This window comes from Nocardioides salarius (assembly GCF_016907435.1).
GTDB classification, from domain to species: domain Bacteria; phylum Actinomycetota; class Actinomycetes; order Propionibacteriales; family Nocardioidaceae; genus Nocardioides; species Nocardioides salarius.
Map to the genome: position 1 here is coordinate 1,991,164 of NZ_JAFBBZ010000001.1, position 25,649 is coordinate 2,016,812.

29 protein-coding genes are annotated in these 25,649 nt (G+C 74.8%); 11 read left to right on the forward strand and 18 right to left on the reverse strand.

Annotated features, from left to right (window positions below; genetic code table 11):
- Nucleotides 1–16: 16 nt before the first annotated feature.
- Genes JOE61_RS09595 through serS form a run of 4 tightly spaced genes read right to left on the reverse strand, consistent with a single transcriptional unit; the run spans nucleotide 17 to nucleotide 3,466 of the window.
- Nucleotides 17–844 carry an HAD family hydrolase gene (locus tag JOE61_RS09595; protein WP_307822903.1) on the reverse strand — a complete coding sequence of 276 codons (828 nt, stop codon included), beginning with the start codon at nucleotides 842–844 and terminating at the stop codon, nucleotides 17–19.
- On the reverse strand, nucleotides 841–1,359 hold the full coding sequence (locus JOE61_RS09600; RefSeq protein ID WP_307822904.1) for a GNAT family N-acetyltransferase: 519 nt from the start codon (nucleotides 1,357–1,359) through the stop codon (nucleotides 841–843). The genes JOE61_RS09595 and JOE61_RS09600 overlap by 4 nt, the downstream gene beginning before the upstream one ends.
- Nucleotides 1,356–2,159, reverse strand: coding sequence for an HAD family hydrolase (locus JOE61_RS09605; protein WP_204797397.1), 804 nt, complete (start codon nucleotides 2,157–2,159; stop codon nucleotides 1,356–1,358). The genes JOE61_RS09600 and JOE61_RS09605 overlap by 4 nt, the downstream gene beginning before the upstream one ends.
- A gap of 17 nt (nucleotides 2,160–2,176) precedes the next feature.
- Nucleotides 2,177–3,466, reverse strand: coding sequence for a serine--tRNA ligase (gene serS, locus JOE61_RS09610; protein ID WP_193670871.1), 1,290 nt, complete (start codon nucleotides 3,464–3,466; stop codon nucleotides 2,177–2,179).
- A 75-nt stretch (nucleotides 3,467–3,541) separates the two neighbouring features.
- Between serS and JOE61_RS09615 the strand changes: the two genes are divergently transcribed.
- Nucleotides 3,542–5,116 carry a bifunctional phosphatase PAP2/diacylglycerol kinase family protein gene (locus JOE61_RS09615; protein ID WP_193670872.1) on the forward strand — a complete coding sequence of 525 codons (1,575 nt, stop codon included), beginning with the start codon at nucleotides 3,542–3,544 and terminating at the stop codon, nucleotides 5,114–5,116.
- A 39-nt stretch (nucleotides 5,117–5,155) separates the two neighbouring features.
- On the opposite strand, the gene JOE61_RS09620 is transcribed toward JOE61_RS09615, so the two are convergent.
- Together JOE61_RS09620 and JOE61_RS09625 are read right to left on the reverse strand one after the other, a co-directional pair.
- Nucleotides 5,156–6,763, reverse strand: a complete 1,608-nt coding sequence (locus JOE61_RS09620) for an MFS transporter (protein ID WP_307822905.1) — start codon at nucleotides 6,761–6,763, stop codon at nucleotides 5,156–5,158.
- A gap of 24 nt (nucleotides 6,764–6,787) precedes the next feature.
- On the reverse strand, nucleotides 6,788–7,186 hold the full coding sequence (locus tag JOE61_RS09625; RefSeq protein ID WP_193670873.1) for a DUF4446 family protein: 399 nt from the start codon (nucleotides 7,184–7,186) through the stop codon (nucleotides 6,788–6,790).
- A 23-nt stretch (nucleotides 7,187–7,209) separates the two neighbouring features.
- Here JOE61_RS09625 and JOE61_RS09630 point away from each other — a divergent pair, with 23 nt between their 5' ends.
- Nucleotides 7,210–8,052 carry a prephenate dehydratase gene (locus tag JOE61_RS09630; protein WP_193670874.1) on the forward strand — a complete coding sequence of 281 codons (843 nt, stop codon included), beginning with the start codon at nucleotides 7,210–7,212 and terminating at the stop codon, nucleotides 8,050–8,052.
- A gap of 19 nt (nucleotides 8,053–8,071) precedes the next feature.
- On the opposite strand, the gene JOE61_RS09635 is transcribed toward JOE61_RS09630, so the two are convergent.
- On the reverse strand, nucleotides 8,072–8,416 hold the full coding sequence (locus tag JOE61_RS09635) for a hypothetical protein (protein ID WP_193670875.1): 345 nt from the start codon (nucleotides 8,414–8,416) through the stop codon (nucleotides 8,072–8,074).
- Nucleotides 8,417–8,536: 120 nt separating this feature from the next.
- Between JOE61_RS09635 and larB the strand changes: the two genes are divergently transcribed.
- The 6 genes from larB (at nucleotide 8,537) to JOE61_RS09665 (ending at nucleotide 14,011) form a co-directional block, all read left to right on the forward strand.
- The gene (gene larB, locus JOE61_RS09640) at nucleotides 8,537–9,253 is read left to right on the forward strand and encodes a nickel pincer cofactor biosynthesis protein LarB (RefSeq protein WP_307822906.1); all 717 of its coding nucleotides are present in this window, start codon (nucleotides 8,537–8,539) and stop codon (nucleotides 9,251–9,253) included.
- Entirely contained in the window at nucleotides 9,250–10,452 is a 1,203-nt protein-coding gene (larC, locus tag JOE61_RS09645; RefSeq protein WP_307822907.1) for a nickel pincer cofactor biosynthesis protein LarC, read from the forward strand. The genes larB and larC overlap by 4 nt, the downstream gene beginning before the upstream one ends.
- A 38-nt stretch (nucleotides 10,453–10,490) precedes the next feature.
- On the forward strand, nucleotides 10,491–11,111 hold the full coding sequence (locus tag JOE61_RS09650) for a TMEM165/GDT1 family protein (protein WP_193670877.1): 621 nt from the start codon (nucleotides 10,491–10,493) through the stop codon (nucleotides 11,109–11,111).
- Between the two features lie 33 nt (nucleotides 11,112–11,144).
- The gene (locus JOE61_RS09655; protein WP_227492322.1) at nucleotides 11,145–12,386 is read left to right on the forward strand and encodes an arginine deiminase; all 1,242 of its coding nucleotides are present in this window, start codon (nucleotides 11,145–11,147) and stop codon (nucleotides 12,384–12,386) included.
- Nucleotides 12,387–12,533: 147 nt separating this feature from the next.
- Nucleotides 12,534–12,923 carry a cyclic nucleotide-binding domain-containing protein gene (locus JOE61_RS22140; RefSeq protein WP_193670878.1) on the forward strand — a complete coding sequence of 130 codons (390 nt, stop codon included), beginning with the start codon at nucleotides 12,534–12,536 and terminating at the stop codon, nucleotides 12,921–12,923.
- A 17-nt stretch (nucleotides 12,924–12,940) separates the two neighbouring features.
- Entirely contained in the window at nucleotides 12,941–14,011 is a 1,071-nt protein-coding gene (locus JOE61_RS09665) for an adenylate/guanylate cyclase domain-containing protein (protein ID WP_193670879.1), read from the forward strand.
- A gap of 4 nt (nucleotides 14,012–14,015) precedes the next feature.
- Here JOE61_RS09665 and JOE61_RS09670 read toward each other — a convergent pair whose 3' ends face one another.
- The 5 genes from JOE61_RS09670 to JOE61_RS09690 form a co-directional block, all read right to left on the reverse strand.
- Entirely contained in the window at nucleotides 14,016–14,978 is a 963-nt protein-coding gene (locus tag JOE61_RS09670; RefSeq protein WP_193670880.1) for a DUF5926 family protein, read from the reverse strand.
- 29 nt (nucleotides 14,979–15,007) lie between these two features.
- Nucleotides 15,008–15,799, reverse strand: coding sequence for a glycerophosphodiester phosphodiesterase (locus JOE61_RS09675; protein ID WP_193670881.1), 792 nt, complete (start codon nucleotides 15,797–15,799; stop codon nucleotides 15,008–15,010).
- A 41-nt stretch (nucleotides 15,800–15,840) separates the two neighbouring features.
- Entirely contained in the window at nucleotides 15,841–16,125 is a 285-nt protein-coding gene (locus tag JOE61_RS09680) for a hypothetical protein (RefSeq protein ID WP_193670882.1), read from the reverse strand.
- A 160-nt stretch (nucleotides 16,126–16,285) separates the two neighbouring features.
- Nucleotides 16,286–17,491, reverse strand: a complete 1,206-nt coding sequence (locus JOE61_RS09685; RefSeq protein WP_193670883.1) for an ATP-binding protein — start codon at nucleotides 17,489–17,491, stop codon at nucleotides 16,286–16,288.
- A gap of 70 nt (nucleotides 17,492–17,561) precedes the next feature.
- On the reverse strand, nucleotides 17,562–17,810 hold the full coding sequence (locus JOE61_RS09690; RefSeq protein WP_193670884.1) for a hypothetical protein: 249 nt from the start codon (nucleotides 17,808–17,810) through the stop codon (nucleotides 17,562–17,564).
- Between the two features lie 102 nt (nucleotides 17,811–17,912).
- Here JOE61_RS09690 and JOE61_RS09695 point away from each other — a divergent pair, with 102 nt between their 5' ends.
- Nucleotides 17,913–18,779, forward strand: a complete 867-nt coding sequence (locus JOE61_RS09695; protein ID WP_193670885.1) for an Fpg/Nei family DNA glycosylase — start codon at nucleotides 17,913–17,915, stop codon at nucleotides 18,777–18,779.
- 45 nt (nucleotides 18,780–18,824) lie between these two features.
- Here the strand turns inward: JOE61_RS09695 and chrA are convergent, their stop codons facing one another.
- The gene (chrA, locus tag JOE61_RS09700; RefSeq protein WP_193670886.1) at nucleotides 18,825–20,183 is read right to left on the reverse strand and encodes a chromate efflux transporter; all 1,359 of its coding nucleotides are present in this window, start codon (nucleotides 20,181–20,183) and stop codon (nucleotides 18,825–18,827) included.
- A 70-nt stretch (nucleotides 20,184–20,253) separates the two neighbouring features.
- Between chrA and JOE61_RS09705 the strand changes: the two genes are divergently transcribed.
- Nucleotides 20,254–20,589 (forward strand): rhodanese-like domain-containing protein, encoded by a 336-nt coding sequence (locus JOE61_RS09705; protein WP_193670887.1) that lies wholly within the window; start codon nucleotides 20,254–20,256, stop codon nucleotides 20,587–20,589.
- Between the two features lies 1 nt (nucleotide 20,590).
- On the opposite strand, the gene JOE61_RS09710 is transcribed toward JOE61_RS09705, so the two are convergent.
- The 3 genes from JOE61_RS09710 to aat all read right to left on the reverse strand — a co-directional run bounded on the left by JOE61_RS09710 (nucleotide 20,591) and on the right by aat (nucleotide 22,424).
- Nucleotides 20,591–21,121: a hypothetical protein gene (locus JOE61_RS09710; protein WP_193670888.1), complete on the reverse strand. Its 531-nt coding sequence runs from the start codon at nucleotides 21,119–21,121 to the stop codon at nucleotides 20,591–20,593.
- A gap of 104 nt (nucleotides 21,122–21,225) precedes the next feature.
- Nucleotides 21,226–21,705, reverse strand: coding sequence for a hypothetical protein (locus JOE61_RS09715; protein WP_193670889.1), 480 nt, complete (start codon nucleotides 21,703–21,705; stop codon nucleotides 21,226–21,228).
- Between the two features lie 44 nt (nucleotides 21,706–21,749).
- Complete coding sequence (gene aat / locus JOE61_RS09720) at nucleotides 21,750–22,424, reverse strand: leucyl/phenylalanyl-tRNA--protein transferase (protein ID WP_307822910.1); 675 nt, start codon at nucleotides 22,422–22,424, stop codon at nucleotides 21,750–21,752.
- Nucleotides 22,425–22,508: 84 nt separating this feature from the next.
- Between aat and JOE61_RS09725 the strand changes: the two genes are divergently transcribed.
- Nucleotides 22,509–23,201, forward strand: coding sequence for an EcsC family protein (locus JOE61_RS09725; protein ID WP_193670891.1), 693 nt, complete (start codon nucleotides 22,509–22,511; stop codon nucleotides 23,199–23,201).
- On the opposite strand, the gene JOE61_RS09730 is transcribed toward JOE61_RS09725, so the two are convergent.
- Together JOE61_RS09730 and JOE61_RS09735 are read right to left on the reverse strand one after the other, a co-directional pair.
- Nucleotides 23,162–24,379 (reverse strand): hypothetical protein, encoded by a 1,218-nt coding sequence (locus JOE61_RS09730; RefSeq protein WP_193670892.1) that lies wholly within the window; start codon nucleotides 24,377–24,379, stop codon nucleotides 23,162–23,164. The genes JOE61_RS09725 and JOE61_RS09730 overlap by 40 nt on opposite strands.
- Nucleotides 24,376–25,638 (reverse strand): hypothetical protein, encoded by a 1,263-nt coding sequence (locus JOE61_RS09735; RefSeq protein ID WP_193670893.1) that lies wholly within the window; start codon nucleotides 25,636–25,638, stop codon nucleotides 24,376–24,378. Before JOE61_RS09735 ends, JOE61_RS09730 begins: the two co-directional genes overlap by 4 nt.
- Nucleotides 25,639–25,649 lie beyond the last annotated feature (11 nt).

Below are 25,649 nucleotides of genomic sequence, written 5' to 3' on the forward strand. Positions count from 1 at the left end.
CTGCCATGAGACCAGATCACAGGTCGAACACACCAGCCAGGACCCGCGCCACGCCGTCGTCGTCGTGACCTGGGGCGACGTGGTCGGCGACCTCGGTGACCGTCGGGTGCGCGTCGGCCATGGCGTACGACGTGCCGGCCCACCCGAGCATCGGCAGGTCGTTGGGCATGTCGCCGAAGGCGATCACCTCGTCGGCGGCGATGCCGCGCTCGGCGCAGAGCAGCTCGAGCGTCGAGGCCTTGGTCACCTGCGGACCGCTGATCTCGAGCAGCGTCGTCGACGACGACCACGTGATCACCAGCCGGCCGCCGGTGACCTCCTCGGCGACGTCCCAGAACTCCTGGGGCGCCAGCTCCTCGTGGCGCGCGAGCAGCTTGAGGGCCGGGCCGTCGAAGAGCTCCTCGACCGGGGCGCGCCGGGCCGCGTCGGGCACCTGGTAGCGCTCCATGAAGTCGGGCTCGAGCTCGATGCCCCGCATCGTCTCGACGGCGTACGACGTGCCGGGCACGGCCGTGCGCAGGGCCGCGCAGACCTCCAGCCCCAGCTGCGGCTCGATCGGCCGCTCGAGCACGGCGCGGTCGCCGGTGACGTCCCAGACCAGCGCGCCGTTGGAGATGATCGCCAGCCCGTGGGCGCCCACGTGCTCGAAGACGTCGGCGGCCCACCGCAGCGGGCGGCCGGTGACGAAGACGACCGGCACGTCGCGGCGGTCGAGCTCGAGCAGCACCTCGCGGGTGTACGCCGACACGGTGCCGTCGCTGCGCACCAGCGTGCCGTCGAGGTCGGTCGCGACGAGCCGGGGCAACCGGGGCACCCCGGCCGGCGGCACAGCGGCGCCGCTCACGACGCGGCCACCGGCAGCGGGCGCACCATCACCAGGCGCCCGTCCTCGTCGGAGCCGCGCAGGCCGGTGAAGCCGCAGCGGGCGAGCACCCGCAGGCTGGCGCGGTCGTCGGGCTCGACCGCGGCACGCACCCGGACCCCGGCCACGTCGAGGGCCGCCACCAGCCCGGCCAGCGCCTCGCTGGCGAAGCCCCAGCCGCGCGCCTCGGGCACCAGCCCGAAGCCCACCTCGACCTCGGGGACCCCGTCGTCGGCGGGCGAGGGCGCGCCGAAGCAGCCGATCGAGCCCAGCACCGTGCGCCCGCGCACCACGTGGCGCGGGCTCCAGGGGCTGTGCGGCTCGTAGAGCGTCGCGGCGTCGCGGTCGTCGGGCCGCGGGTAGTCGGCGTGCCACTCGGGCCGCCGGCGCCCGGCGGCGATGTCGGCGGCCTCGCCGGGGCTCCACACCACGAGCAGCAGCCGCTCGGTGCGGACCTCCAGCGGCAGCACCCCCGGCTGCGGCACGGCGCTGCTCACGCGGGCCACCACCGCGACATCTCGACCGCCGCGCCGTCGTCGTCGACGGTCGAGGTCACCGCGTCGGCGACCGCGCGGACCTCCTCGACGGCCTGGCCCATCGCCACGCCGCGTCCGGCCCAGGTGAGCATCTCGACGTCGTTGCGTCCGTCGCCGATGGCCAGCACGTCGGCGGCCTCGACGCCCAGCTCGCGGCACACGACCTCGAGGCCCGAGGCCTTCGAGACCCCGACCGGTGCCAGGTCGAGCCACGCCGTCCAGCCCACGACGTAGTCGGTGCCGTGCAGGCCGAGCCGCCCGGCGAGCGCGACGAACTCCTCGACGGTGGCGTCGGGGTCGCGGATGATCACGCGGCTGACCGGCTCGGCGACCATCGACTCGACCTCGCTGAGGATCATCTCGCCCGACAGCTCGCCCATCGGGAAGTGCCGGTTGACCCGGTAGCCCCGGCCCCGCTCCTCGACGGCCACCAGCGCCTGCGGGTGCTCGGTCAGCACCGCGGCGACCGCGGCGCGGGCGTCGAAGGTCTCCTCGTGCACCACCTGCATCGGCGGGTAGCGGAAGACCACGGCTCCGTTGGAGGACACCACCCACACCGGGGAGTCCTCGGTGGCCAGGCCGAGCAGGTCGGCGACCCCGGTCATCCCGTCGGGCGAGCGCCCCGAGGCGAGCACGACGTGCGCACCCGCCTCCTGCGCGCGGCGTACGGCGTCGTGGACCGCGGGGGTGATCTCCTCGTGGGACGTGCCGGTGCCGTCGATCCAGCGCAGCAGGGTGCCGTCGATGTCGAGGGCGACCAGGCGCGGGGTCCAGGACGTCATCGGGTGACCGGCTCGATGACCTTCAGGCCGCCCAGGTGGGGCTGGAGCGCGGCGGGCACCCGCACCGAGCCGTCGGCCTGCTGGTGGGTCTCGAGGATCGCCACGATGGTGCGGGTCATCGCGCACAGCGTGCCGTTGAGGGTGGCGACGGGGCGCATCTCGGTGCCCTTGTCGGTGGCGAAGCGCCCGCGGGTGTCGAGGCGGCGGGTCTGGAAGTCGGTGCAGTTCGAGGTCGAGGTCAGCTCGCGGTACTTGCCCTGGGTGGGGATCCAGGCCTCGCAGTCGAACTTGCGGATCGCCGAGAGCCCCAGGTCGCCGGCGGCGACGTCGATGACCTGGTAGGCCAGCTCGAGCTTGTCGAGGAACGCCTTCTCCCAGCCCAGCAGCCGCTGGTGCTCGGCCTCGGCGTCCTCGAGCGTGGTGTAGACGAACATCTCGACCTTGTCGAACCAGTGCACGCGGATGATGCCCTTGGTGTCCTTGCCGTGCGAGCCGGCCTCCTTGCGGAAGCAGGGGCTGAACGCGGCGTAGCGCAGCGGCAGGTCGTCGCCGTCGAGGATCTCGTCGGAGTGGTAGGCGGCCATCGGCACCTCGGAGGTGCCCACGAGGTAGAGCTCCTCGCCCTCGATGCGGTAGACGTCGTCGGCGGCCTGGCCCAGGAAGCCGGTGCCCTCCATGGCGCGCGGACGCACCAGCGACGGCGGCACGACCTGGGTGAAGCCGGCCTCGCGGGCCTGCTCCATGGCCAGGTTGACCAGCGCCAGCTCGAGCTGGGCGCCGATGCCGGTGAGGAAGTAGAAGCGGCTGCCCGAGACCTTGGCGCCGCGCTCGATGTCGATCGCGCCGAGCATCCGGCCCAGCTCGACGTGGTCGCGCGGCTCGAAGCCCTCGGCGGCGAAGTCGCGGGGCGTGCCGACGGTCTCCAGCACCACGAAGTCGTCCTCGCCGCCCGGCGGGGTCTCCTCGGAGGTCAGGTTGGGCATCGAGGCCAGCGCGTCCTGCCAGGTCGCCTCGGCCTCGCCCTGTGCGGCCTCGGCGGCCTTGACGTCGGCGGCCAGCGTCTTGGTCTGCGCCAGCAGCGCCTGCTTCTCCTCGCCCTGGGCCTGCGGGATCTGCTTGCCGAGCTGCTTCTGCTCGGCCCGCTTCGTCTCGTACGCCGCGATGGCGGCACGGCGAGCGGTGTCGGCGGCCAGGGCGCGGTCGACCACCTCGGCGGACAGGCCGCGCTTGGCGAGCGAGGCTCGGACGCGGTCGGGGTCGTCACGCAGGATGCGGGGATCGATCATGGGGTGAAGGCTATCGCCGGGCCCCGCAGCGCCTCACCCCCGTTGTGGACAGCCGCGTCACCCATACTGGTCGGCGTGCTGGACCGCTCCCGATACGTGCTGCTGAGCTGGGCTGCTGCCTGCTTCGTGCTCTTCGCCCTCCTCGCCCTCGCCGTGTCCGGCGGATGGGGCCCGCTCTCGGGCCTCGACGACCGCGGGGAGCCGCTGGCGGCCGACGCGGTCGACGTCGACTGGCTCGACGCCCCGCTGCGGCTGGTCGAGACCGCGCTCGGCACGATCGGCATGACGGTGCTGACCGTGGTGCTGGCGGTGGCGATGTTCGCGCGCGGGCACCGGCGTGCGGCGGCGTACACGGTCGTGGTGATGGGGCTGACCGGCCTGGCCACCACCGGCCTCAAGCTGCTGGTGGCCCGCGAGCGCCCCGACTGGCAGACCGAGGCGGGCTCGCTGACCAGCAACGCCTTCCCGTCGGGCCACGCCTCGTCGACCGCCGCCTACGCCACGGTCTGCGTGGTGCTGGCGATCATGCTCGTCCGCCGCCTGGGCACCCGCCGCCTGGTGTACGCCGCCGCCGCGGTGCTGGTCGTCGTGGCCGGGCTCGACCGGGTGCTGCTGGGTCGCCACTACGCCACCGACGTGGTCGCGGGGGTGCTCCTCGGGGTCGGGGTGGGCCTGCTGGTGCTGGCGCTCTACTCGCCGCTGCCGCGCAGCCACGCGGTCAAGGCCGAGCCGCTGCCCGAGGCGATCCCGACGCAGCGGTGCCTCGCGGTGGTGCTGAACCCGATCAAGGTCGAGGACGAGGGCGCCTTCCGCCACACGGTCTCGGTGATGGCGGCCGAGGCCGGCTGGTCGGAGCCGACGTGGCACCTGACCACGATCGAGGACCCCGGCACCGGCATGGCCGCCGAGGCCGCGGTCGCGGGCGCCGACATGGTGCTGGTCTGCGGCGGCGACGGCACCGTGCGCGAGGTGTGCGCCGAGCTGGCCGGCACCGGCATCCCGGTCGGCATCGTGCCGGCCGGCACCGGCAACCTGCTGGCCCGCAACCTCGGCATCCCGCTCTACCTGCGCGCCGCCATCGACGTGGCCCTGACCGGGCAGGACCGCGCCATCGACATGGTCGCCGTCGAGGGCGACGGCATCGAGGGCACCCACTTCATGGTGATGGCCGGGATGGGCTTCGACGCCGCGATCATGGAGGGCGTCAACGAGGACATCAAGAAGCGGGTCGGCTGGCTGGCCTACGTGCTCAGCGGCCTGAAGTCGCTGATGTTCCCGTCGATGAAGGTGGAGGTCTCGGTCGACGGGGCCGACTTCACCACCCACCGCGCGCGCACCGTCGTCGTCGGCAACGTCGGCTTCCTGCAGGCCGGGATGCCGCTGCTGCCCGACGCGACCATCGACGACGGCCAGCTCGACGTGGTGATCCTGCACCCGCGCAACTTCTTCGCCTGGATCCCGCTGGCCTGGCGGGTGCTGCTCAAGCGCAAGCACACCGACGAGCTGGTCGACCGCAAGACCGGCGCCTCGGTGGTGGTGCGCACCAAGGAGGAGACCCCCCGCCAGCTCGACGGCGACTCGATCGGCCCGGGCCGCGAGCTGCGGATGGAGTGCATCCACGGCCGGTTGCTGGTGCGCGTCCCGCGCTGAGCCACGCGCTGGGCCACGCGCTGGGCCACGCGCTGGGCATCATGGCTGTGCCGGCACCCGGGCGTCCGGCTCGCCGGGGGTCACGAAGTCGCGCTGCCGGATCAGCACCAGGCACAGCGCGGCCGAGACGAAGGCGATGACGGCGGCGATCGCGATGATGTGGTTGAGCGCGTCGACCACGGCGACGGTGCCGACCGAGGTGACCAGGTCGTAGGCCTGCTGGCCGGCCGCGCCGCCCCCGGCGCCCTGCTGGGCCGCCTCGGCGGCGACCCGCACCTGCCCGCCGGACAGGGCGGCGTCGAGCCCGGGCAGGGCCCGGTCGGGCACCTGGCCGGCGAGACCCTCGCGCACCGCGGCGGAGATCTGGTTGCCGAAGATCGAGCCCAGGGCGGCGATGCCGGTGGCGATGCCGACCTGGCGGAAGGTGGAGTTCACGCCCGAGGCCATCCCGGCCCGGTCGGTGCTCACCACGCCGACCGCCGTCGAGGCCAGCGGCGGGTTGATCATCCCGATCGCGACCCCGGTGACGAGCAGGCCGGCGACCAGCCCGGTCCACGACGAGCCCGGCTCGATGCCCCACAGCAGCACCAGGCCGACGCCGAGCACCAGGAAGCCCGGGCCGATGAGCCACTTGGTGGGCACCTTCTCGGTCAGGCGCCCCGCCACCGCGGCGGCCAGGAACGACGCGCCGGAGAGGAAGAGCAGCCGCACCCCGGTGCCGACGGCGGAGTAGCCGAGCACGTTCTGCAGGTAGATCACCAGGTAGGCCAGCAGCGAGAAGACCGAGGCGGAGACGCCGAACGCCGCGACCAGGCCGCCGACGAAGGTCGGCTTGCGCAGCAGCCGCAGGTCGAGCATCGGCTCGCGCTGGCGCAGCTGGGTGGCCACGAAGAGCGTCATCAGCAGCGCGGCGCCGACCAGGCAGACCAGCACGCGCGTGTCGTCCCAGCCGCGCGTGGGCTGCCCGGCCTCGATCAGGCCGTAGACCAGGGCCGCCAGGGCCAGGCTGAAGGTGGCGAAGCCCCACCAGTCGGGCCGCCCGGCCCGCGGGTCGCGGGACTCGCGGACCCGGCCGAGGGTCACCAGGAGGGCGACGACGCAGATGGGGATGTTGACGAAGAAGATCCAGCGCCACGACAGCCCGCTGGTCAGCACGCCCCCGAGCACCGGCCCGATGGCGACCGCGACGCCGGTGGTGGCGCCGAAGGCACCGAAGGCGATCCCGCGCTCGCGCCCGGTGAAGGCCGTGGCGAGCAGCGCCAGCGCCGTCGCGAACATCGCGGCGCCGCCGATGCCCTGGAAGGCCCGGGCCAGGGTCAGGAAGAGCACGTCCTGGGCGATCCCGCAGGCGAAGGAGCCCAGGGTGAACAGCCCGATCCCGATGGCGAAGACCCGGCGCCGGCCGTAGAGGTCGGCCAGGGACCCCGCGGTCAGCAGCAGCGCGGCCAGGCTCAGGGCGTAGGCGTCGATGACCCACTGCAGGTCGGCCAGGCTCGCGCCGAGCTGGGCCTGGATGTCGGGCAGAGCGACGTTGACGATGGTGATGTCGAGCAGCAGCATGAACACGCCCGTGCAGACCGCCACCAGCGTCCACCAGCGGGCGGTGTCGTCGGCGGGCGGGAGGGCGCTCTCAGGGGGTCGGGTCACTCCCAGATCGTGCCAGGGCGCTGCTCACCCCGCCCGGGCGGCGGAGATCGCCTCCTCCTCCTCGGGGGAGAGCTGCTGGTCACAGGTCCAGCCGGCGACCGACTTGGCGTAGGTGCGGGCCTCGCTGCGCCCGTGGATCGAGGTCAGCACGATCCCGAAGCCGGCGTCGTCGAGCAGGGCCACCGACCAGGAGAGGTGCCCGCCCATGTCACCGAACGCGTCGTAGCGCACCACCGCGAGGTGGCGCAGCGCGTCGCGGGCCTCGGTGCGCAGCGCGGCGACCTCCTGGCGCAGCCCGACCACGTCCTCGGGCAGCGCGTCGGCACCTCCCGCCGACCCGGTCGGCGTACGCCGCAGGACGTGGGCGGCGAGGGCGAGGGCGGCCAGGGAGACCACCAGGGAGACGACGGTGAGGGCGAGCACGCGGCCGACCCTAGACTCACCGCGTGCCCACCGTGCGACGCATCGCCTACCAGGGCGAACCCGGAGCGAACTCCCACATCGTGTGCCAGGAGCACTACCCCGAGTGGGAGGCCCTGGCCTGCGCCTCCTTCGAGGACGTCTTCGCCGCCGTCGAGGGCGGCGAGGCCGACCTGGCGATGATCCCGATCGACAACTCGATCGCGGGCCGGGTCGCCGACATCCACCACTTCCTGCCGGCCTCGACGCTCTACATCGTGGGCGAGCACTTCCTGCGGATCCGCTTCCACCTGATGGCGGTGCCCGGCGCCGACCTGGGCACGATCCGCACCGTGCACAGCCATGTGCACGCGCTGGGCCAGTGCCGGCGCATCATCCGCGAGCACGGGCTGTCACCGCAGATCTCCGGCGACACCGCCGGGGCGGCCCGGGAGGTCGCCGAGGCCGGCGACCCGACCCAGGCGGCGATCTCGCCGCCGCTGGCCGCGGGCATCTACGGCCTCGAGGTGCTCGCCGAGGACGTCGAGGACGAGGAGCACAACACCACCCGCTTCGTGGTGCTCTCGCGCGACGCGAAGCCCGCGGAGCAGGGCTCGGGGCCGCTGGTCACGACGTTCGTCTTCAACGTGCGCAACCTGCCGGCCGCGCTCTACAAGGCGCTGGGCGGCTTCGCCACCAACGGCGTCAACATGACCAAGCTCGAGAGCTACATGGTCGACGGGCACTTCACCGCCACCCAGTTCCTGGCCGAGGTCGAGGGCCACCCCGACGACCCGCCGCTGCAGCGCGCGCTGGAGGAGCTGGCGTTCTTCACCACCGAGGTGAAGCTGATCGGCACCTACCCCGCCGACGCCTTCCGCGCCGAGTAGCCGCCCCGGTCGGAGCGGGCTAGGAGACCAGCACCGGTAGGGCCGGCTCGTGCAGCGACGGCGTGAGCGCCGCCCGCGGCCGCTCCCGGTAGTCGGCGAACGGGTCGTGCCCGCGGTCGTGGCGCTCCTGCAGCTTGCGCAGCAGCACCTCGATGGCGCGCTCGTGGGGCTGGGCCCGGCTGGGCGCCACGTCCACGCTGAGCAGGGCGCCCTGCAGCCAGTTGCGCAGCGTCTGCTCGTCGGCCGCGATGCCGACGGGCGTCGCGCCTCGCGGGCGGAAGGTCAGCGTCTGCGCCGACCTGTCGAAGGCGAGCCGGCTCGCCGAGATGCGGCGTACCTCGTGTGCGATGTCGAGCTCCACCATCAGACCCCCATGTCCTCCGTGGACCGCCGACGGCGGTGCCTGTGGCATACCCACCACACCGCAGTGGAAACCCGGGTGCGTGAAACATCCGTCAACGCGAGGGCGGGTAGGTTCGGCGCCGTGGACCCCACCGAGCCCCGCACCCAGGACCTCGGCTTCGCCCGTCTCGACGTCGACCGGGCCGCCCGCACCGGCGACCCGGAGGTCGTCCTGGGCCAGGGCAAGCGGCCCGAGCAGGTCGTCACCCTGCTCCGGACCCTGCACCGCGAGCACCCCGACCGGGCGGTGCTGGCGACCCGGCTGGCCCCCGAGGCGCTCGACCTCGTGGCCCGCGAGCTGCCGCAGGCCACGGTCGACGACGTGGCCCGCGCCGCGATGCTGGGCCCGCTGCCGTCCCCCCGCGGCCTGGTGCTGGTCGTGGCGGCCGGCACCTCCGACGCCCCGGTGGCCGCCGAGGCCGCCCTCAGCGTGGCCGCGCACGGGGCCGGGGTCCGCCGCGTCGACGACGTCGGCGTCGCCGGGCTGCACCGCCTCCTCGCGGTGCGCGACGAGCTGGCCGCGGCCGACGCGCTGGTGGTGGTGGCCGGCATGGAGGGCGCGCTGCCGTCGGTGGTCGGCGGGCTGGTCGGCGTGCCGCTGGTCGCGGTGCCCTCGAGCATCGGCTACGGCGCCTCGCTGGGCGGGGTCTCGGCGCTGCTGGGGATGCTCAACAGCTGCGCGCCCGGCATCGGCGTGGTCAACATCGACAACGGCTACGGCGCGGGCGTGCTGGCGGCCCGGATCGCCCGGCAGAGCGCGCCCCGCGGCACCCGCGCAGCGCCCGGGGCGCAGCCGTGAGCCTCTGGGTCGACGCCACCGCCGGGGCCAGCGGCGACATGCTGCTCGGCGCCCTGGTCGGCGCCGGCGTGCCGGTCGAGGTGCTGCAGGGCGCCGTCGACGCGGTCACCCCCGAGCCGGTCGCCCTGCGCGTCGAGCGGGTCCACCGGGCCGGCCTGGGCGCCATCCGGTGCCACGTCGAGGTCGCCGACAGCGCCACCCACCGCACCTGGCACGACGTACGCCGCCTGCTCGCCGCGGCCGACCTCGACGAGGCAGTGCGCGAGCGGGCCACCGGCGTCTTCGCGCGGCTGGCCGCCGCCGAGGGCGCGGTGCACGACCACTCCCCCGACGACGTGGCCTTCCACGAGGTCGGTGCCCTCGACGCCATCGCCGACGTCGTCGGGGTCTGCGCCGGCCTGGCCCACCTGCTCGGCGTGCACGGCGGCCCCGTCGTGGTCAGCCCGGTGGCGGTCGGCTCGGGGCGCGTGGGCGCCGCCCACGGCTCGCTGCCGGTGCCCGTGCCGGCCGTGGTCGAGCTGCTGCGCGGCGTCCCGTCGTACGCCGGACCGGCCGGTGCGCCGCCCGCCGAGCTGTGCACGCCCACCGGCGCCGCGCTGCTGGTCGGCCTGGCCGACGACTGGGGGCCGCAGCCGGCGATGGCCGTCGCGGCCGTGGGGGTCGGTGCGGGCGGGCGCGACCCGGCGACCCACGCCAACGTGGTGCGGGTCCTGGCCGGCGCGGCGCACGCGCCCGACGCTCCCGGGGGCGGGCAGGACCCGCAGGAGCTGGTGGTCGAGGCCAACGTCGACGACCTCGACCCGCGGCTGTGGCCCGGGGTGCTGGAGGCGCTGCTCGCGGCCGGCGCCGCCGACGCGTGGCTGAGCCCGATCACCATGAAGAAGGGCCGCCCGGCCCACACCCTGTCGGTGCTGGTGCGCCCGGCACTGGCCGAGCGGGTGCGCGACGTGGTCTTCGCCCAGACCTCCACCATCGGGCTGCGCGAGCACACCGTGACCAAGCGGGCCCTCGAGCGCGCGGTCGCGGCCGTCGAGGTCGACGGGGTGCAGGTGCGGGTCAAGGTCTCGCGGCACCGGGGCCGCGTCGTGACCGCCCAGCCCGAGTGGGACGATGTCGCGGCGGTGGCGCAGGCCACCGGCCGCCCCGCGCGCGACGTGCTCGCCGAGGCGCAGGCGGCGGCCCGGTCGCTGATCGAGTGACCGGCCCAGGCTGAGAGACAGGTCGAGGAGGACCCCCGGTGGAGCTGAGCGCCCTGCTGATCACGTTCGGCACCATCTTCCTGGTCGAGCTGCCCGACAAGACGTTCCTGGCCACGCTGGTGCTCAGCACCCGCTACCGGCCGCTGCTGGTCTGGCTCGGCGTCGGCCTGGCCTTCACCGTGCAGACCGGCGTGGCGGTGCTGCTGGGCCGGGCGGTCTCGTTCCTGCCCGACGACCTGGTGCGCGGGCTGGCCGCGGTGATGTTCCTGGTCGGCGCCGCGCTGCTGGCGCGCGAGGCCCGGCAGGCCCGGGCCGGCCAGGCCGACCAGGCAGATGACGAAGCGGCCGAGGGCGCCGAGATCCTCGAGCGCGCCACCCCCGCCACCGGCTGGCGCGCGGTGCTGGCCTCGTTCCTGGTGCTCTTCGCCGCCGAGTGGGGCGACCTGTCCCAGCTGCTCACCATCACCCTGGTGGCGCGCTTCGACGCCGTGCTGCCGGTCTTCGTGGGCGCCCTGGCCGCACTGCTCACCGTCAGCGCCCTCGCGGTGCTGGTCGGGCGGGCGCTCACGCGGCGGGTGCCGGTTCACGTGCTGATGTGGGGCGGGGCGACCGTCTGCCTGGCGCTGGCGAGCCTGACGGCGTACGAGCTCCTGGCCTGACGACCCGCGGGCCCGCGGCACTAGGGTGAGCCCATGACTGCGAGCCCGCACCCGAGCGCCGACCAGCCCATGCACGGCGCCGACAGCGAGGTCGGCCGGCTGCGCACCGTCATGCTGCACCGGCCCGGCAACGAGCTGAAGCGGCTGACCCCGCGCAACAACGACCGCCTGCTCTTCGACGGCATCCCGTGGGTGGCGCGCGCCCAGGAGGAGCACGACGCCTTCGCTGACGCGCTGCGCGCCCGCGACGTCGAGGTGCTCTACCTGACCCAGCTGCTGACCGAGACGCTGCAGGACGAGATGGCGCGCAACCACGCCATCACCGCCGCGCTGTCGGGCCTGCACCTCGGCGACACGCTGCGCAGCTACCTGGGCCGCTTCCTGCACGACGCCGGCCCCGAGGACCTCACGGCGTACCTGACGGCGGGCATCCGCAACGACGAGGTGCGCGGCGGCTTCGGCCTGGTCACCTCGCTGCTCTCGCCCTACGACTTCCTGGTCGACCCGCTGCCCAACCTGCTGTTCACCCGCGACTCCAGCGTGTGGGTGCGCGACCGGGTGGCGGTGACGTCGCTGGCGATGCCCGCGCGCACCCGTGAGACCCAGCTGACCGAGCTGATCTACACCGAGCACCCGCGCTTCCGGGGCACCCGCAAGATCCACGGCTGGCACTCCGAGCACGTCGAGGGCGGCGACGTGCTGCTGCTGGCCCCCGGCGTCATCGCGGTCGGCGTCGGCGAGCGCACCACCCCCGCCGGCGTGGAGCGCTTCGCCCGCCAGGTCTTCCACGCCGGGCTGGCGCGCACGGTGCTGGCGGTGCCGATCACCCAGGAGCGGGCCACCATGCACCTCGACACGATCTGCACCCTGGTCGACGTCGACAAGGTCGTGATGTACCCCAACGTCGCCGACTCGCTGCAGGCCTACACGGTCACCCTGGCCGAGGACACCGACGACGAGTCCACGCTGCGCCTCGACGTCTCCGGCGCCGAGCCGTTCCTGGTCGCCGCGGCCAAGGCCATGGGCATCGACGAGCTGCACCACATCGACACCGGCCTCGACCCGGTCACCGCCGAGCGCGAGCAGTGGGACGACGGCAACAACACCCTGGCCCTCGCGCCCCGGGTCGCGGTCGCCTACGAGCGCAACGACGAGACCAACGACCGGCTGGAGGAGGCCGGCATCGAGGTGGTGCGCATCGCCGGCTCCGAGCTCGGGTCGGGCCGCGGCGGTCCGCGCTGCATGAGCTGCCCGATCGTGCGCGACCCGCTCTGACCCGCGAGCCGGCGCCAGTTCCGCGCGAGCCGGCGCCAGTTCCTCCCCCTGGGCGGCTGTGACGCGCACGACGGGTGGTTGCCAGCCCGCGGCCGGTCCGCGAGGATCACCGCGGGAGGGACCCCGAACCCCCGAAAGGTTGTGCCCGTGGCCGGCTCGTTCTTCAGCGCCTTCACCCCCGAGGAGATCGCCAAGATCTCCTCCGCGGGAACCCGAGTGACCCTGCCCGAGGGCTGGGCGCCCATCTCGGAGCGCACCGGCGCCGACAAGGCCTACATCATCTTGTCGGGCACCGTCTCGGTGCGCCAGCACGGCGAGGAGATCGCCCAGCTCGGCCCCGGCGACATCATGGGCGAGGCCGCGATCGTCAACCACTCGCTGCGCACCGCGAGCGTCGTGGCCCTCAGCCCCCTCGAGCTGATCCACTTCACCGCCGAGGCGCTCAACAAGCTCGCCGTCGAGCTGCCGAGCTTCGGCGAGGCCCTCGACGACGTCGCGAAGGAGCGCTTCGACGCCGACCGCGCCAAGCACCGCTGAGCCGGTGGGCGACGCCGGTGCCTGAGCCCGAGGACGGGCCGGCCGCCGCGCCCGGGGCGGGGGTCTCGGCCGACCGGGTCGAGGAGCTGCTGCTGGGCCAGGCCCCCCACCTGACCCGCATCGAGGTCGGAGAGCGGGCGGGCGTGCCGCTCGAGCTGGCCCGCGAGCTGTGGCGGCTGCTGGGCTTCGCCGAGACCGCCGACGACGACGTCGCCTTCACCGAGGCCGACGTCGAGGCGCTGCGCCTGAGCGCCGAGCTGACCGGCCTGGGCGTGCTCGGCCAGGACTCCCAGGCCGCCCTGGTGCGCACCTGGGGCCGCTCCTTCGCCCGTCTGGCCGAGTGGCAGACCACCCTGCTGGCCCGGGTCGCGGCCGAGCACGCCGCCGGCGAGGCGGAGGGCGCCGACGACCCCGCCGCCACCGTCGAGGCGATGACGGCGCTGGTGGCCGAGGTGCTGCCACGCGTCGAGCGCCTGCAGACCTACGCCTGGAAGCGGCACCTGGCCGGCGCCTCGAGCCGGCTGCTGGCGCTGAGCGACCAGGCGACCGGCGCGGGCGCCGGCGCGCCCGGGGAGACGGTGCTGCCGCAGGCCGTGTGCTTCGTCGACATCGTCGGCTTCACCTCGCGCTCCAAGTCGCTGCGCGAGAGCGAGCTGGTGTCCTGGATCGAGGAGTTCGAGCACGTCTCGAGCAGCGTCGTCGTCGAGCGCGGCGGGCGCGTCATCAAGAACATCGGCGACGAGGTGCTCCTGGTCGCCGACGACGTCGCCACCGCCGCCGAGATCGCGCTCGACATGCTGCGCCGCGGCGACGACCCCGACGACCGGTTCCCCGCGGTGCGCGCCGGCGTCGCGTACGGCGACGTGGTGCTGCGCCTGGCCGACGTGCTCGGCCCCACCGTCAACATCGCGGCCCGGCTGACCTCGCTGGCCCGGCCCGGCACGGTGCTGGTCGACGAGCGCGCGCACGAGCGCCTGGTCGCGCTCGACGCGGGGCGCGACCAGGCGGCGTACACGTTCCGGCGCCCGCAGCGAGCGTCGGTCAAGGGCTACTCGCGGCTGCAGCCGTGGGTGCTGCGCCGCGCCTGAGCGGTCAGCGGATGGTGACCTGGCGGTTCGCCAGCCCGGAGCGCGCGGCGCGCTCCTCGGTGCTCAGCGGCGACTCGTCGGCCAGCGCGGTGGCGAGGTCGGCGGCGAACTGCGCGGCCGGGTCCTCGAGCGCCTCGGGGCCGGTGCCGACCGGGAGGTCCCAGACCGGGGCCAGCAGGCCGTGGGCGCGGAACATCCCGACCAGGCGCGAGCCGGGAGCGATGTCGTCCTTGCCGGCGGCGTGCAGACGGGCCAGCGCGTCGAGCAGCCGGTCCTCGGGCTCGGGCATCACCCAGCGCAGGTGCTCCTTGGTGCCGACGTTGGTCCAGTACGCCGACTCCACCTGGGTCAGCCGGACCGTCGGGTAGGCCGCCTCGTTAGCCTGGTCGAGCGCGCCGGCCATCGAGTCCTTGTCCTCGACGTCGGCGATCCAGTAGTCGAAGCCCTCGTGCACGGTGACGTCGAGCTCGTCGCCGGTCACCAGGTCCTGCAGCCGGGGGCCGGCGCCGGGGGCGTCGGTCAGGCCCACCACGCCGGTCTCGCCGGCCTCCGCGGCGGCCAGCGCCTTGGTCAGCACGGCACCCAGGTCGCGCGCGGGGTCGCCGAAGGAGTGCTGGACCTGCAGGCCCAGCCAGATCTCGCCGCTCTCGCGCACCATCGCCGGCGCCGCCATCGGCAGCAGCGAGCACAGGGTGACCTTGCGCTCCGAGCCCTCCACCGACGGGTCGAGGGTCAGGGGCGCGGTGCCGGCGGGCACCAGCTCGCGCAGCGCGATCACGTCGCACTCCGAGCGAAGGCCCTCGAAGGGGCGGGGCACGAATGCGGCCGCGCCGCCGTCGGGCGCGCCGTGGCAGGCCTTGTAGCGCTTGCCGGAGCCGCACGGGCAGGGCTGGCGGGGGCCGACCTCACCGGGGGTCGACTCGGTGGTGCGCTGGTCACGGGCCTTGGTGCGGGACTTCTTCGCCATGGGCGTGAACCTACCGGGCGCGCGGGCGGCTAGTGGACCCCGAGGTCGTCGAGCAGCTCCAGCACGTACGCCGGCCGGTCGCTGATCACGGCGCTGACGCCCAGCTCGAGGCACAGCTCGAGGTCGCTGCGGGTGTTGACCGTCCACACGTGCACCTCGTGGCCGCTGTCGGCGATCCGGCGGGCGGTGCGCGGGTGCTCGCGCAGCTCCTGCACGCCGGGGCCGAGGATCCAGTCGCGGCCCACGCTGCGGCGCACCAGCGGCCACGCCCCCATCTGGTCGATCAGCTGGACCACCCGCACGTCGGGCGCGCGGCGTCGTACGCGGCGCAGGGCCTGCCACGAGAAGCTCATCACCCGCGCCGGCCCGCCGGGAGCGGTCCAGCCGAAGTCGGCGAGCAGCTCGACCACCCGCTGCTCCACGAGACCGCCGTAGCGGGTGGGGTGCTTGGTCTCGACCGCAAGCTCGACGCGGCGGTCGTAGTCGGCGGCGACCTCGAAGAGCTTGCGCAGGGTCAGGACCTTGCCGTGCTCCTCGTCGACGTCGGGGCGCTCGTCGTCGAGCTCGGCCCACGGGTGCTTCCAGGTCGCGAAGTCGAGCTCGGAGAGGTCGGCCAGGTCCATCGTCGACACGGTGCCGCGCGTGGCCGCCGTACGCCGCAGGTCGCGGTCGTGCACGCAGACCAGGTGCCCGTCGGCGGTCAGCCGCACGTCGCACTCCAGGCCCTGGGCGCCGTCGTCGAGCGCGGCGATGTAGGCCCCCAGCGTGTGCTCGGCGTGGTCGTGGCTCGCGCCGCGATGGGCAAGGACCTGGGGCCTCATCCGGCGATCATCGCGCACCTCGCCCGTTCGGGCGAGCACCGTCAGCGGCTGCCGTCCTCGTGCCGACCCTCGCTGATGGCGGTGGCGGCGGCGCGCAGGTTGGCCTCGGGCGGGCGCGACCCCTCAGGCAGCCGACGGTGCAGCTCGGCGAGCACCTCGTCCTCGGGCCGGCCGGACAGCTCGTCGCCGACGCTGCGCAGCACCCGCTGCAGCGCCACGGTGGGCTCGGCCTCCTGGTCGGCGAGGCCCGCGCCCCGGTCGGGCTCGTGGCGCCGGGCGTCGTCGGTGGGGCCCATGGACTCGGCGGCAGGGTCGTGGTGGCTCATGGCCCCGACGGTGCCACGCCCCCTCGGGCGCCCACTCCCCCCGAGGGGTGCGGGTCGTGGCTTGGGTCGTGGTCCGGGTCCCTCGGGTGTCGATCCAGGCCGGGTGGACGGGAGATTCAGGCCGGGTCAGCGCGAAGTCCAGGCCGGGTGGGCAGGAGATTCAGGCCGGGTCGGCGTGGTCGCGCAGGTACCGGCCGAAGTGGGGGACGGTGAAGGCGATCCGGCCGCGCTCGCCGGAGTAGATGAGCCCCTTCTTGAGCAGGGCGTCGCGGGCCGGGGAGAGCGACTGGGGCTTCTTGCCGAGCACGGCGGCGACGTCGGCGGTGGCGACCGCGCCGACCGGGTCCTCGCCGAGGTCGGCGGCGGCGTCGGCCATGGCGCAGAGGTAGTCGCGCTCCCCCGGGGTGGCGCGCTCGTAGCGGGAGCCGAAGAAGCCGACCGCCAGCTCGCGCTCGGCCTCGGGAGCGGCCACCGCGACGTCGTCGGCGCTGATCGGCGAGCGGGGGGCGTGGTCCCAGACCGCCTTGCCGTAGGCCTGGATGAAGTAGGGGTAGCCGCCGGTGGCGGCGTACATCGCGGCCAGGCCGTCGTCGGTGAACTCGGCGTCCTCCTCGGCGGCGGGCGCGCACAGCGCCCGGTCGGCGGCGTCGCGGGAGAGCCGGTCGATGCGCTGGTAGCTGAAGAGCCGCTCGGAGTACGACTTGCTGGCGCTGAGCACCGCGGGCAGGTGCGGCAGGCCCGCACCGACGATGATCACCGGCAGCCCCGACTGGCTGATCTCGTGGCAGGCCGCGCAGAGGGCCGAGACGTCGGCGGGTCCGAGGTCCTGCATCTCGTCGATGAAGACGCCCACGCCCTTGCCGAGGTCGGAGGCCAGCCCGCCGACGTCGGTGAGCAGCTCGACGAGGTCGATCTCGATGTCGCCGGAGTCGGCGCGCCCCCGGGCGGCGGGCACGTCGATGCCGGGGCTCCACCGGTCCTTCAGCTTGGCGTCGGCGCCGGCCTCGCGCTGCGCGAAGGCGCGCAGCACGCCCAGCACCTGGTCGACCTGGTCCTGCTCGGGGTGGCCCAGCTCGCGGATCGCCTGGTGCAGCGCGCTCGACAGCGGACGCCGCAGCCCCTGGTCGGGGCGGGCCTCGAGCTTGCCGGTGCCCCAGCCGCGGCGTACGGCGGCCGAGCGCAGCGCGTTGAGCAGCACCGTCTTGCCGACCCCGCGCAGCCCGGTCAGCACCAGCGAGCGCTCGGGTCGCCCGCGGGCGACCCGCTCGAGCACGACGTCGAAGGCTCGCAGCTGCTCGTCGCGCCCGGCCAGCTCGGGCGGGCGCTGGCCGGCGCCGGGGGCGTAGGGGTTGCGCACGGGGTCCACGATCGGACGGTATCGGCTTCTCTAGCGGAATCCGGATATTCGACTAGCGAGCCGGATCGCGGGTCGGACGTCAGCCGGTCCGTTCGACCCGGTCTCGGGCGGCGACGTACTGGGCGTCGAGCCCCTCGCGCAGCAGGGCGATCAGCCCGGGGACCTCGTCGACCCGCAGGCGGAAGGAGCCCGTGCACAGGTTGTCGCGCCACAGGGAGAGGACCACGAGCCCGTCGTCGTGGTGCCAGGAGACCCGCAGCGCACGGTCGTCGCCGCGGCGGTCGAGGAAGATCGACCCCGCGTCGGAGAGCCTCCGCGCCGGCGACATGCCTCCATCATCGCCCCACGTCCCGTCCGCCGCCAGCCTCTCGCTCGCCGTCCGCTCGCTGAGGCCCTCCCCCAGGTGCCGCCGGCTGCCTAGGATGAGTCCGTGCCGGAGCTGCCCGAGGTGGAGGCGCTGGCCCTCGACCTGGGGGGCCGGCTGGCCGGGCGTGCGTTCACCAAGGTCCACCTGGCGCAGTTCAGCGCGCTGAAGACCTTCGACCCGCCGCTGGACGCGCTCGAGGGCGTGCTCGTCGACGGCGTCACCCGCCACGGCAAGTTCCTCGACATCGACCTGTCGGGCACCCACCTGGTGATGCACCTGGCCCGGGCCGGCTGGGTGCGCTGGCGCGACGAGGTGCCCGCCGCCCCGCCCAAGCCCAGCCCCAAGTCGACGATCGCGGCCCGCATCGTGCTTGACGACGAGACCGGCCTCGACGTCACCGAGGCCGGCACCCGCAAGAGCCTGGCGATGTACGTCGTGCGCGACCCGCAGGAGGTGCCCGGCATCGCCAGCCTGGGCCCCGACCCGCTCACCGACGACTTCACCCGCGAGCGGCTCGGCGAGATCCTGCGGGCCGAGGGCCGCAAGCAGCTCAAGGGGGTGCTGCGCCACCAGGGCACCATCGCCGGCATCGGCAACGCCTACTCCGACGAGATCCTGCACGCGGCGCGGATGTCGCCGTACAAACCGGCCTCCTCGCTCGACGACGACGAGCTCACCGTCCTCTACGACGCCCTGCGCGAGACCCTGGGCGCCGCCGTCGACCGCTCCCGGGGCCTGGCGGCCAGCGAGCTGAAGAGCGAGAAGAAGACGAACCTCGCGGTGCACGGGCGCACCGGCCAGGCCTGCCCCGTCTGCGGCGACACGGTGCGCGAGGTCTCCTTCGCCGACTCGAGCCTGCAGTACTGCCCCACCTGCCAGACCGGCGGCAAGCCGCTGGCCGACCGGAGGATGAGCAAGCTGCTCAAGTGACCGGCGCGGCGTGGCCCGGAGGTGCTCGGCGGGGGCCGGGGTCGACTAGCCGACTCCGACGGTCAGGCCCAGGACCAGGCCCACGGCCGCGCACACGCCCAGCACCCGCAGCACCGACCAGCCGAGCCGGAGGACCAGCACGGCGGCCAGCAGCGCGACGACCACGGCGGGCCAGCGCACCGAGTCAGGCAGCGGGACCTCCAGCGACAGCGGTCCCCGGGCGACCACCTCGGTCGCGCCGAAGAGCGTGTGCAGGGCGAAGTAGAGGCCCAGGTGGGCGATCACACCCACCACGGCGGCGGTGATCCCGGCCAGCGCGCTGGCGAGGGAGCGGTTGCCGCGCAACCGCTCGACGTACGGCGCCCCGAGCAGGATGAACAGGAAGCAGGGCACGAAGGTGAGCCAGGTGGTCAGCAGCGCCGCCAGGACCGCCGCCACCCACGGGTCCAGCGGGCCCGGCGCGCGGTAGGCGCCGACGAAGGCGACGAACTGGACCACCATGACCAGCGGCCCGGGCGTGGTCTCGGCGAGGGCCAGGCCGCGCACCATCTCGCCCGGCGCGAGCCAGCCGTAGACCTCGACCGCCTGCTGGGCCACGTAGGCCAGCACGGCGTAGGCGCCACCGAAGGTGACCAGGGCCGCCCCGGAGAAGAACAGCCCCTGGTCGACCAGGATGCTCGAGGGGCCCAGCAGCAGGGCCGCCGCCGCGACCGGTGCCGCCCACAGCACCAGCCCCACGCCGAGCACCGTGGCCGAGCGCCGCGCCCCGGGCGGCTCGCTGTGCAGCGCGTCGTCGGCGATCAGCGGCGCCGGGCCCGACCCGGCCGGACGGGCGGGCGGCTCGCCCACGCCGGGCAGCACCCGCCCCAGCACCCACCCCGCGGCGGCCGCCCCCGCGACCACCAGCGGGAACGGGACGGCGAGCAGGGCGAGGGCGCCGAAGGACGCCACGGCCAGGGCGACCAGCGCCGGGTGGAGCAGCGCACGCCGCGCGACCCGTACGACGGCCTGCGCCACGATCGCGATCACCGCTGGCGCGAGCCCGAGGAAGAGCGCCTGCACCACGGTGGTCTCGCCGTAGGTCACGTAGACGCCCGAGAGCACCAGCAGCGCCGCGACGCCAGGGAGGACGAACAGCACGCCGGCGACCAGCGCACCCCGCACCCCGTTGAGCAGCCAGCCGACGTACGTCGCCAGCTGCTGCGCCTCGGGTCCGGGCAGCAGGGTGCAGTAGGACAGCGCGAAGAGGAAGCGCTGCTGGCCGATCCAGCGGGTCTCCTCGACCAGCACCCGCTGCATCACCGCGATCTGGCCGGCCGGGCCGCCGAAGGTCTGCAGCGAGATCGCGAACCACACCCGCGCCGCGGCGCGAAGCGGGATGACGTCGCCCGAGCGTCGGCTCACGCGAGGAGACTACGGGCGCGCCCCGCCGGTCGCCGACCTAGGATGGGCGGGTCGCCCACGGGAGGAACCCATGACCACGATCCCGACCGTCCACGTCGAGGGAGTGCCCGACCCGGTGCCGCCGGGTCTCTCGGTGCTCGACGTCCGCGAACCGACCGAGTGGGAGCACGGCCACATCGACGGCGCCCAGCACATCCCCCTCGGCGAGCTCGGCGCCCGCGTCGACGAGGTGCCCGAGGGTCAGGTCCTGGTGGTGTGCCGCATCGGCGGCCGCTCCGCCCAGGCCGTGGCCTGGCTGGGCCAGCAGGGCCACGACGTGGTGAACCTCGGGGGCGGGATGCTCGACTGGGAGGCGGCCGGCCGGCCGATGGTCAGCGAGACCGGCCGGACGCCCCAGGTCGTCTAGCTCACTGCTCGGAGGAGTCGTCCTGCCCCTCGGCGGGCTCCGACTCCTCGCCGGTGCCCCCCTCGGTGCCGTCCTCGGGAGCGTCCTCGGCACCGTCCTCGGGAGCGGCGGTCTCGGCGCAGGTGGCGCCGGCGTACTGCACGAGCGCGTTCATCTGGTTCTGCTCGGCCTTCGACAGGTCGAAGTCGTCCATGGCCGCGAGGTCCTCGGCGGTCGCGTCGGTGTCGATCTCGGCGAGGATCTCGAGATAGACGTCGAGGCCCTTCGACGCGTCCTGCGGGGCGTCGTCGGGGATGCCGCTGGCGCTGAGCCCCTCCTTGAGGGCCTCGACGTCGGAGCCGTCCTCGAGGGCGCCGTTGCCCACCAGGGCGGTGCAGAACGCGTCGTCGCTGCCGGGCTCGCCGGCGGCCGAGGGGGAGCTCGACGACGGGGTCGTCGGGTCGCTCGCCGCGTCGGACGTCTCGTCGTCGGAGCCGCAGGCGCTGGCCGTCAGGGCGACGAGCACCGCGAGGGGGGCGAGAGCGTGCTTCACGGGGGGTCCTTCCGTTCGAGGGCGCACGGGGCAGCTGCCCCGGCGCAGCCCACGACGGTGCCACAGGATCCCGAGAGGAACCTGAACGCCGCCGCACGTGCGGCCTACTGCTGCTGGGGGTCGAGCTCGCCGAGGTCCTCCTCGGTGGGCAGGTCGAGCTCGTCGGCGCAGGTCTGGGAGACGTAGCCGATGAAGGCCACGAAGTCGCGCTGCACCTTTTCGCCGAGGTCCTCGCCCAGGGTCTCGAGGTCGTCCTGGCCGTCGGCCCGGCGCACCAGCTCGCCGAGGGTCTCGAAGCCGGACCGGGCGTCGTCGGGGATGTCCTCGGGGGTGCCGACCTCGACCAGCCGGTCGACGGCGTCCTTGGCGGCGTCGAGGTCGTCGCCGCCACTGTCCTCGATCTCGGCGTAGACGCCGCAGAAGTCCTCCCGCGAGGCGTCGTCGGGGGCCGCGGAGGGCTCGGTGGGCGCGGCGGAGGGCTCGTCGCCGCCGCACGCCACGGCGCCGCCGAGCACGAGCGCCATCGCGGCGACGCCCAGGGCGGGACGGCGTACGGACCGGGGCAGGGAGCGGGAGGCGGTCACGGGGTCTCCTGGGGGCTGGGGGCTGGGGGGGGTGGGGGTCCGGGTCAGGCGAAGGCCGCCGGCGGCGGCAGCGCCACCGCGACCGCGAGCCGGCGCAGGTACTCCTCGCGGTCGATCTCGACGACGCCGAGGCTGGCCAGGTGGGCGGTGCTCCACTGCACGTCGAGCAGCCGGTCGGCGGCGTGCTCGTCGTCGAGCAGGTCGACGAGGGCCACGAGGGCCACCTTCGAGGCGTCGGTCTCGCGGTGGAACATCGACTCGCCGGCGAAGAGCCCGCCCGAGGCGACGCCGTAGAGGCCACCGACCAGGCGTCCCTCGTGCCAGGTCTCCACGCTGTGGGCCCAGCCGAGGTCGTGCAGGCACAGGTAGGCCTCGCGGATGTCGTCGTCGATCCAGCCCGAGGGCCGGCGCGGGTCGGCGCACGCGTCGAGGACCTGCTCGAAGGCGGTGTCGACGCGGGTCTCGTAGGTGCGCACCGAGCGGCGCAGCGAGCGCGAGACGTGCAGCCCGTCGAGGGGCAGCACCCCGCGCCGCACCGGGCAGAACCAGTACATCGGGTCGCCGGCGTGGCCCGAGGGCATCGGGAAGAGCCCCTGCCGGTACGCCGAGAGCAGGGTGCCGGGCTCCAGGTCGGCGCCGACCCCCACCAGGTCGTCGCGCGCGTCGAAGCGGGCGGGGTCGCCGAACGACCAGGGGGAGGCGGGGGGTTCGATCGGCACCCGGGCGACGCTAACGACCATGCGGGCCGCGGCACAGACCCGGAGGGGGGTTTGTGGCGGGCCCGGGCTGCCTACCATCGGCACATGAGCAAGCGTGGAGCCCTGACGGGGCAGATCGGTCGTCGACTGGCGCCCAAGGTGACCGGCATGGCCCCCGGCGTGACGTCGTCGTTCGTGCGGGAGGCGCTCCACCGCGCCATCAGCGGCGTGGGGCCCCTGCCGCCCGCCGCGGCCGCCGCCGACGAGCAGCGCCGCGAGCAGCACGGCGACGCCGAGAAGGGCGTGCACGAGGTCATCGAGAACCACGTGCGCTACGCCGGCGCCCAGGGGTTCCTGACCAACATCGGCGGCGTGGTCACCGCCGCCGTCGCGATCCCCGCCAACATCACCGGCCTCGCGCTCGTGCAGTGCCGGATGATCGCCGGCATCGCGCACCTGCGCGGCTACGACCTCGACGACCCGCGGGTGCGCAACGCGATCCTGGTCTGCCTGCTGGGCGAGGACAGCGTGCAGCGCCTCGTCAAGGCCGGCACCGTCCCCGCGCACCCCGCCGACCTGGCCACCGGGCCGGACTCCGACCAGGCCCTCGACCGCGCCATCTCCTCGGCGGTCGCCGACGACATCATCTCGCGCATCCTGGGCAAGCGGATGGCGGTCACGGTCGCCCGCCGGGTGCCGATGGTGGGCGGCGTCGTGGGCATGGGCGCCGACGGCTACGCCACGTGGCGCATCGGGCGCTACGCCGAGCGCGAGCTGCGGCCCCTGGCCAACCGGTAGGCCCGGTGCAGCGCGCGGCCCGGCGCCGAGCGGCGTACGACGCGCAGCGCGCGCTCCTTGGCCCGCTGCACCGGCCGCGCGGCGTCGAGCTCGCGGCGCAGGTGGTCGACCTCGCCGTGCAGCCGCTCCTCCTCGTGGCGCAGCCGGGCGTTGTCGAGCAGCAGCGCGCGGACCGCGTCGACCGCGGCGGCGGCCACCTGGCTCTCACGCGGTGAGTCGGGGTCGGCCCAGTGCGGCGCGGCGGCGGCGCCGGTGAGGTCGTCGAGGTCGCCGACCACGTCATAGCCGCGGCGGCGCAACTCGGCGACCCACGCGTGCCCGAGCTCCTCGGCCCAGGGGTGCACGTCGGCGGGCAGGCCCAGGCGCGCCGACCGGGTGCGCGCCGACAGGGTCTGGTGGGCCAGCAGCTCGCGCACCAGCGGCCGGTAGTCGGGCGGGTCGAGCACCGGGTTGACGGCCTTGTTGATGCGCCGCAGCAGCGCGGTCTCGGGCACCCCGAGCGAGGGGTTGGCGCGCTCGGCCTCGAGGTCGAGCTCGACCTCGCCGAGCTCGTCGAGGCCGAAGGTGTGCGAGAACCGCTGCCACAGCAGGTCGCGGGGACCGCCGGGCGGCGGCACCGTCACCACGTGCACCCGCTCGGGCGGCAGGGCGTGGCCCCACCGGTCGAGGATCTCGGGGATCTCCTGCACCCCCCAGAACCAGGTGGCGATGCGGGTCGCGCGCTCGGGGTCGCGCAGCTCGGCCAGGAAGCGCTCGAAGGTGATGGTGCTGCGGTGCTTGACGTTCTCCTGCCACTCCGCGGGGATCTGGCGCACCAGGTCGCGCACCGAGACGACCACGTGCACCTCGGTGCCGTCGTCGTGGCCCAGCGAGGCCAGCGCGCGCCCGACCTGGCTGCGCGAGGCGGTGGCCAGGATCTCGTGGCTGATGATGGCGGTGCCCTCGTGGGCCCGCACCTTCGCGGCCAGCTCGTCCCAGGCGCCGATGGCCTCGGTCTCCAGGCCGCCCCAGGGCAGCCGCATCAGGTCGAGCGCGGCCAGGAAGTGCGCGTCGAAGCGGTCCGCGGGGTAGAGCACGCCCGCCTCGAGCAGTCGCTCGCGGTTGCGGAACAGCACGTCCTGGAGGTGGGAGGTGCCGGTCTTGGGGGTGCCGACGTGCAGCAGGACCCGCTGGCTCACCGTCGGTCCTCCTGCCTGGGTCGGTCTGGGTCGTGGTCTGCGTGGGGGGCGGGGTGGCGGCCTGGGTGTGCGCCCGGGTGTGGCTCCGCGTGCTCGAGCAGCATCCGCACGGCCAGGTCGAGCACCCGGTCGTCGTGCGGCTCCCCCGGCTCGGCGCCGGCCAGGCGGCGCGGGTGGTCGAGCAGCGCGTCGGCGGAGCCCAGCACCGTGCCGACGACAGGGTACGGCGCCGCGAGCAGCTCGTGGCGCATCCGGCGCGAACGGCGCACCACCCACCGGTGGTGCTCGGGCGGGACGCCCAGCACCGGGCCCGGCGAGGAGCCCGGCAGCGGCGCGGGCGCGTCGAGCAGGCGCGGGAGCATCACCTGCCGGAGCACCTGGCGCCCCCGGGCGGGGGTGACCAGCAGGCCCAGGACGCTGCCGACCCGGCGAGCCAGGTCGATCGCGTCGGCCGGCAGCCGCGGCGCCGCCGGCACGCGGCGTACGCCGACCTGGCCCGGCAGCGCGGCCGGGTCGAGGACCACGCGCACCCGGTCGGCGCCGACCCGGGCCGTCCAGCGGCGCGCCGAGGCGACCGGGTCGGCGCCGCGGCCCAGGCGCCCGGTCTCGACGACCGTGTCGACCCAGGTGCGCCACGACGGCACCGGGCCGCCGGTGGAGAAGGCCCGGTCGGTCCACAGGTCGACCAGCATCGTCGAGAGCGGGCCGCCGAGCACCAGCACGGTCGGGTCGGGCCCGCCCGGAGGCCGGCCGTGCGCGAGCAGGTGACGGCGCGTCGCGTCGGCGCGCCACGGGTCGCCGACCAGGCGGTAGCGCGGGCGCCAGGGCCGCGGCGCCTGGCGCAGCCGGGACACCGGGCCCGGGCCGGGCAGCGGCGCGGCGCTCAGGTCCTCGGCCAGCAGGTTGGTGGCCACCCTGACCAGCTCGTCGACGGGCAGCCCCGCCGGGTCGACCGGCTCGGGGCCGAAGCGCGAGAGCGGGGCGGCGCCGAGCAGCTCGAGGTCGGGGCGCCCGCGGCCCGGGGCGCTGGCCTCGAGCACGCGGCGCGCCAGCTCCTGCTCCGGGCGCCCGCCCAGCTCGTGCGCGGCCAGGTTGAGCCGGCGCAGCAGCTCGAGCTGCTGGGCGCCGGGCAGCACCCGCCCGGCGCGCTCGCCGGTGCCCGCCCACCGCGACCAGGGCGTCGTACCGCCGTCGAGCAGGTGGGCCGACCAGGCCCAGGCGCGGCGTTCGCCCGCGGTCTCGTCGTGCTCGGCGGTCACTGGGCGGTCAC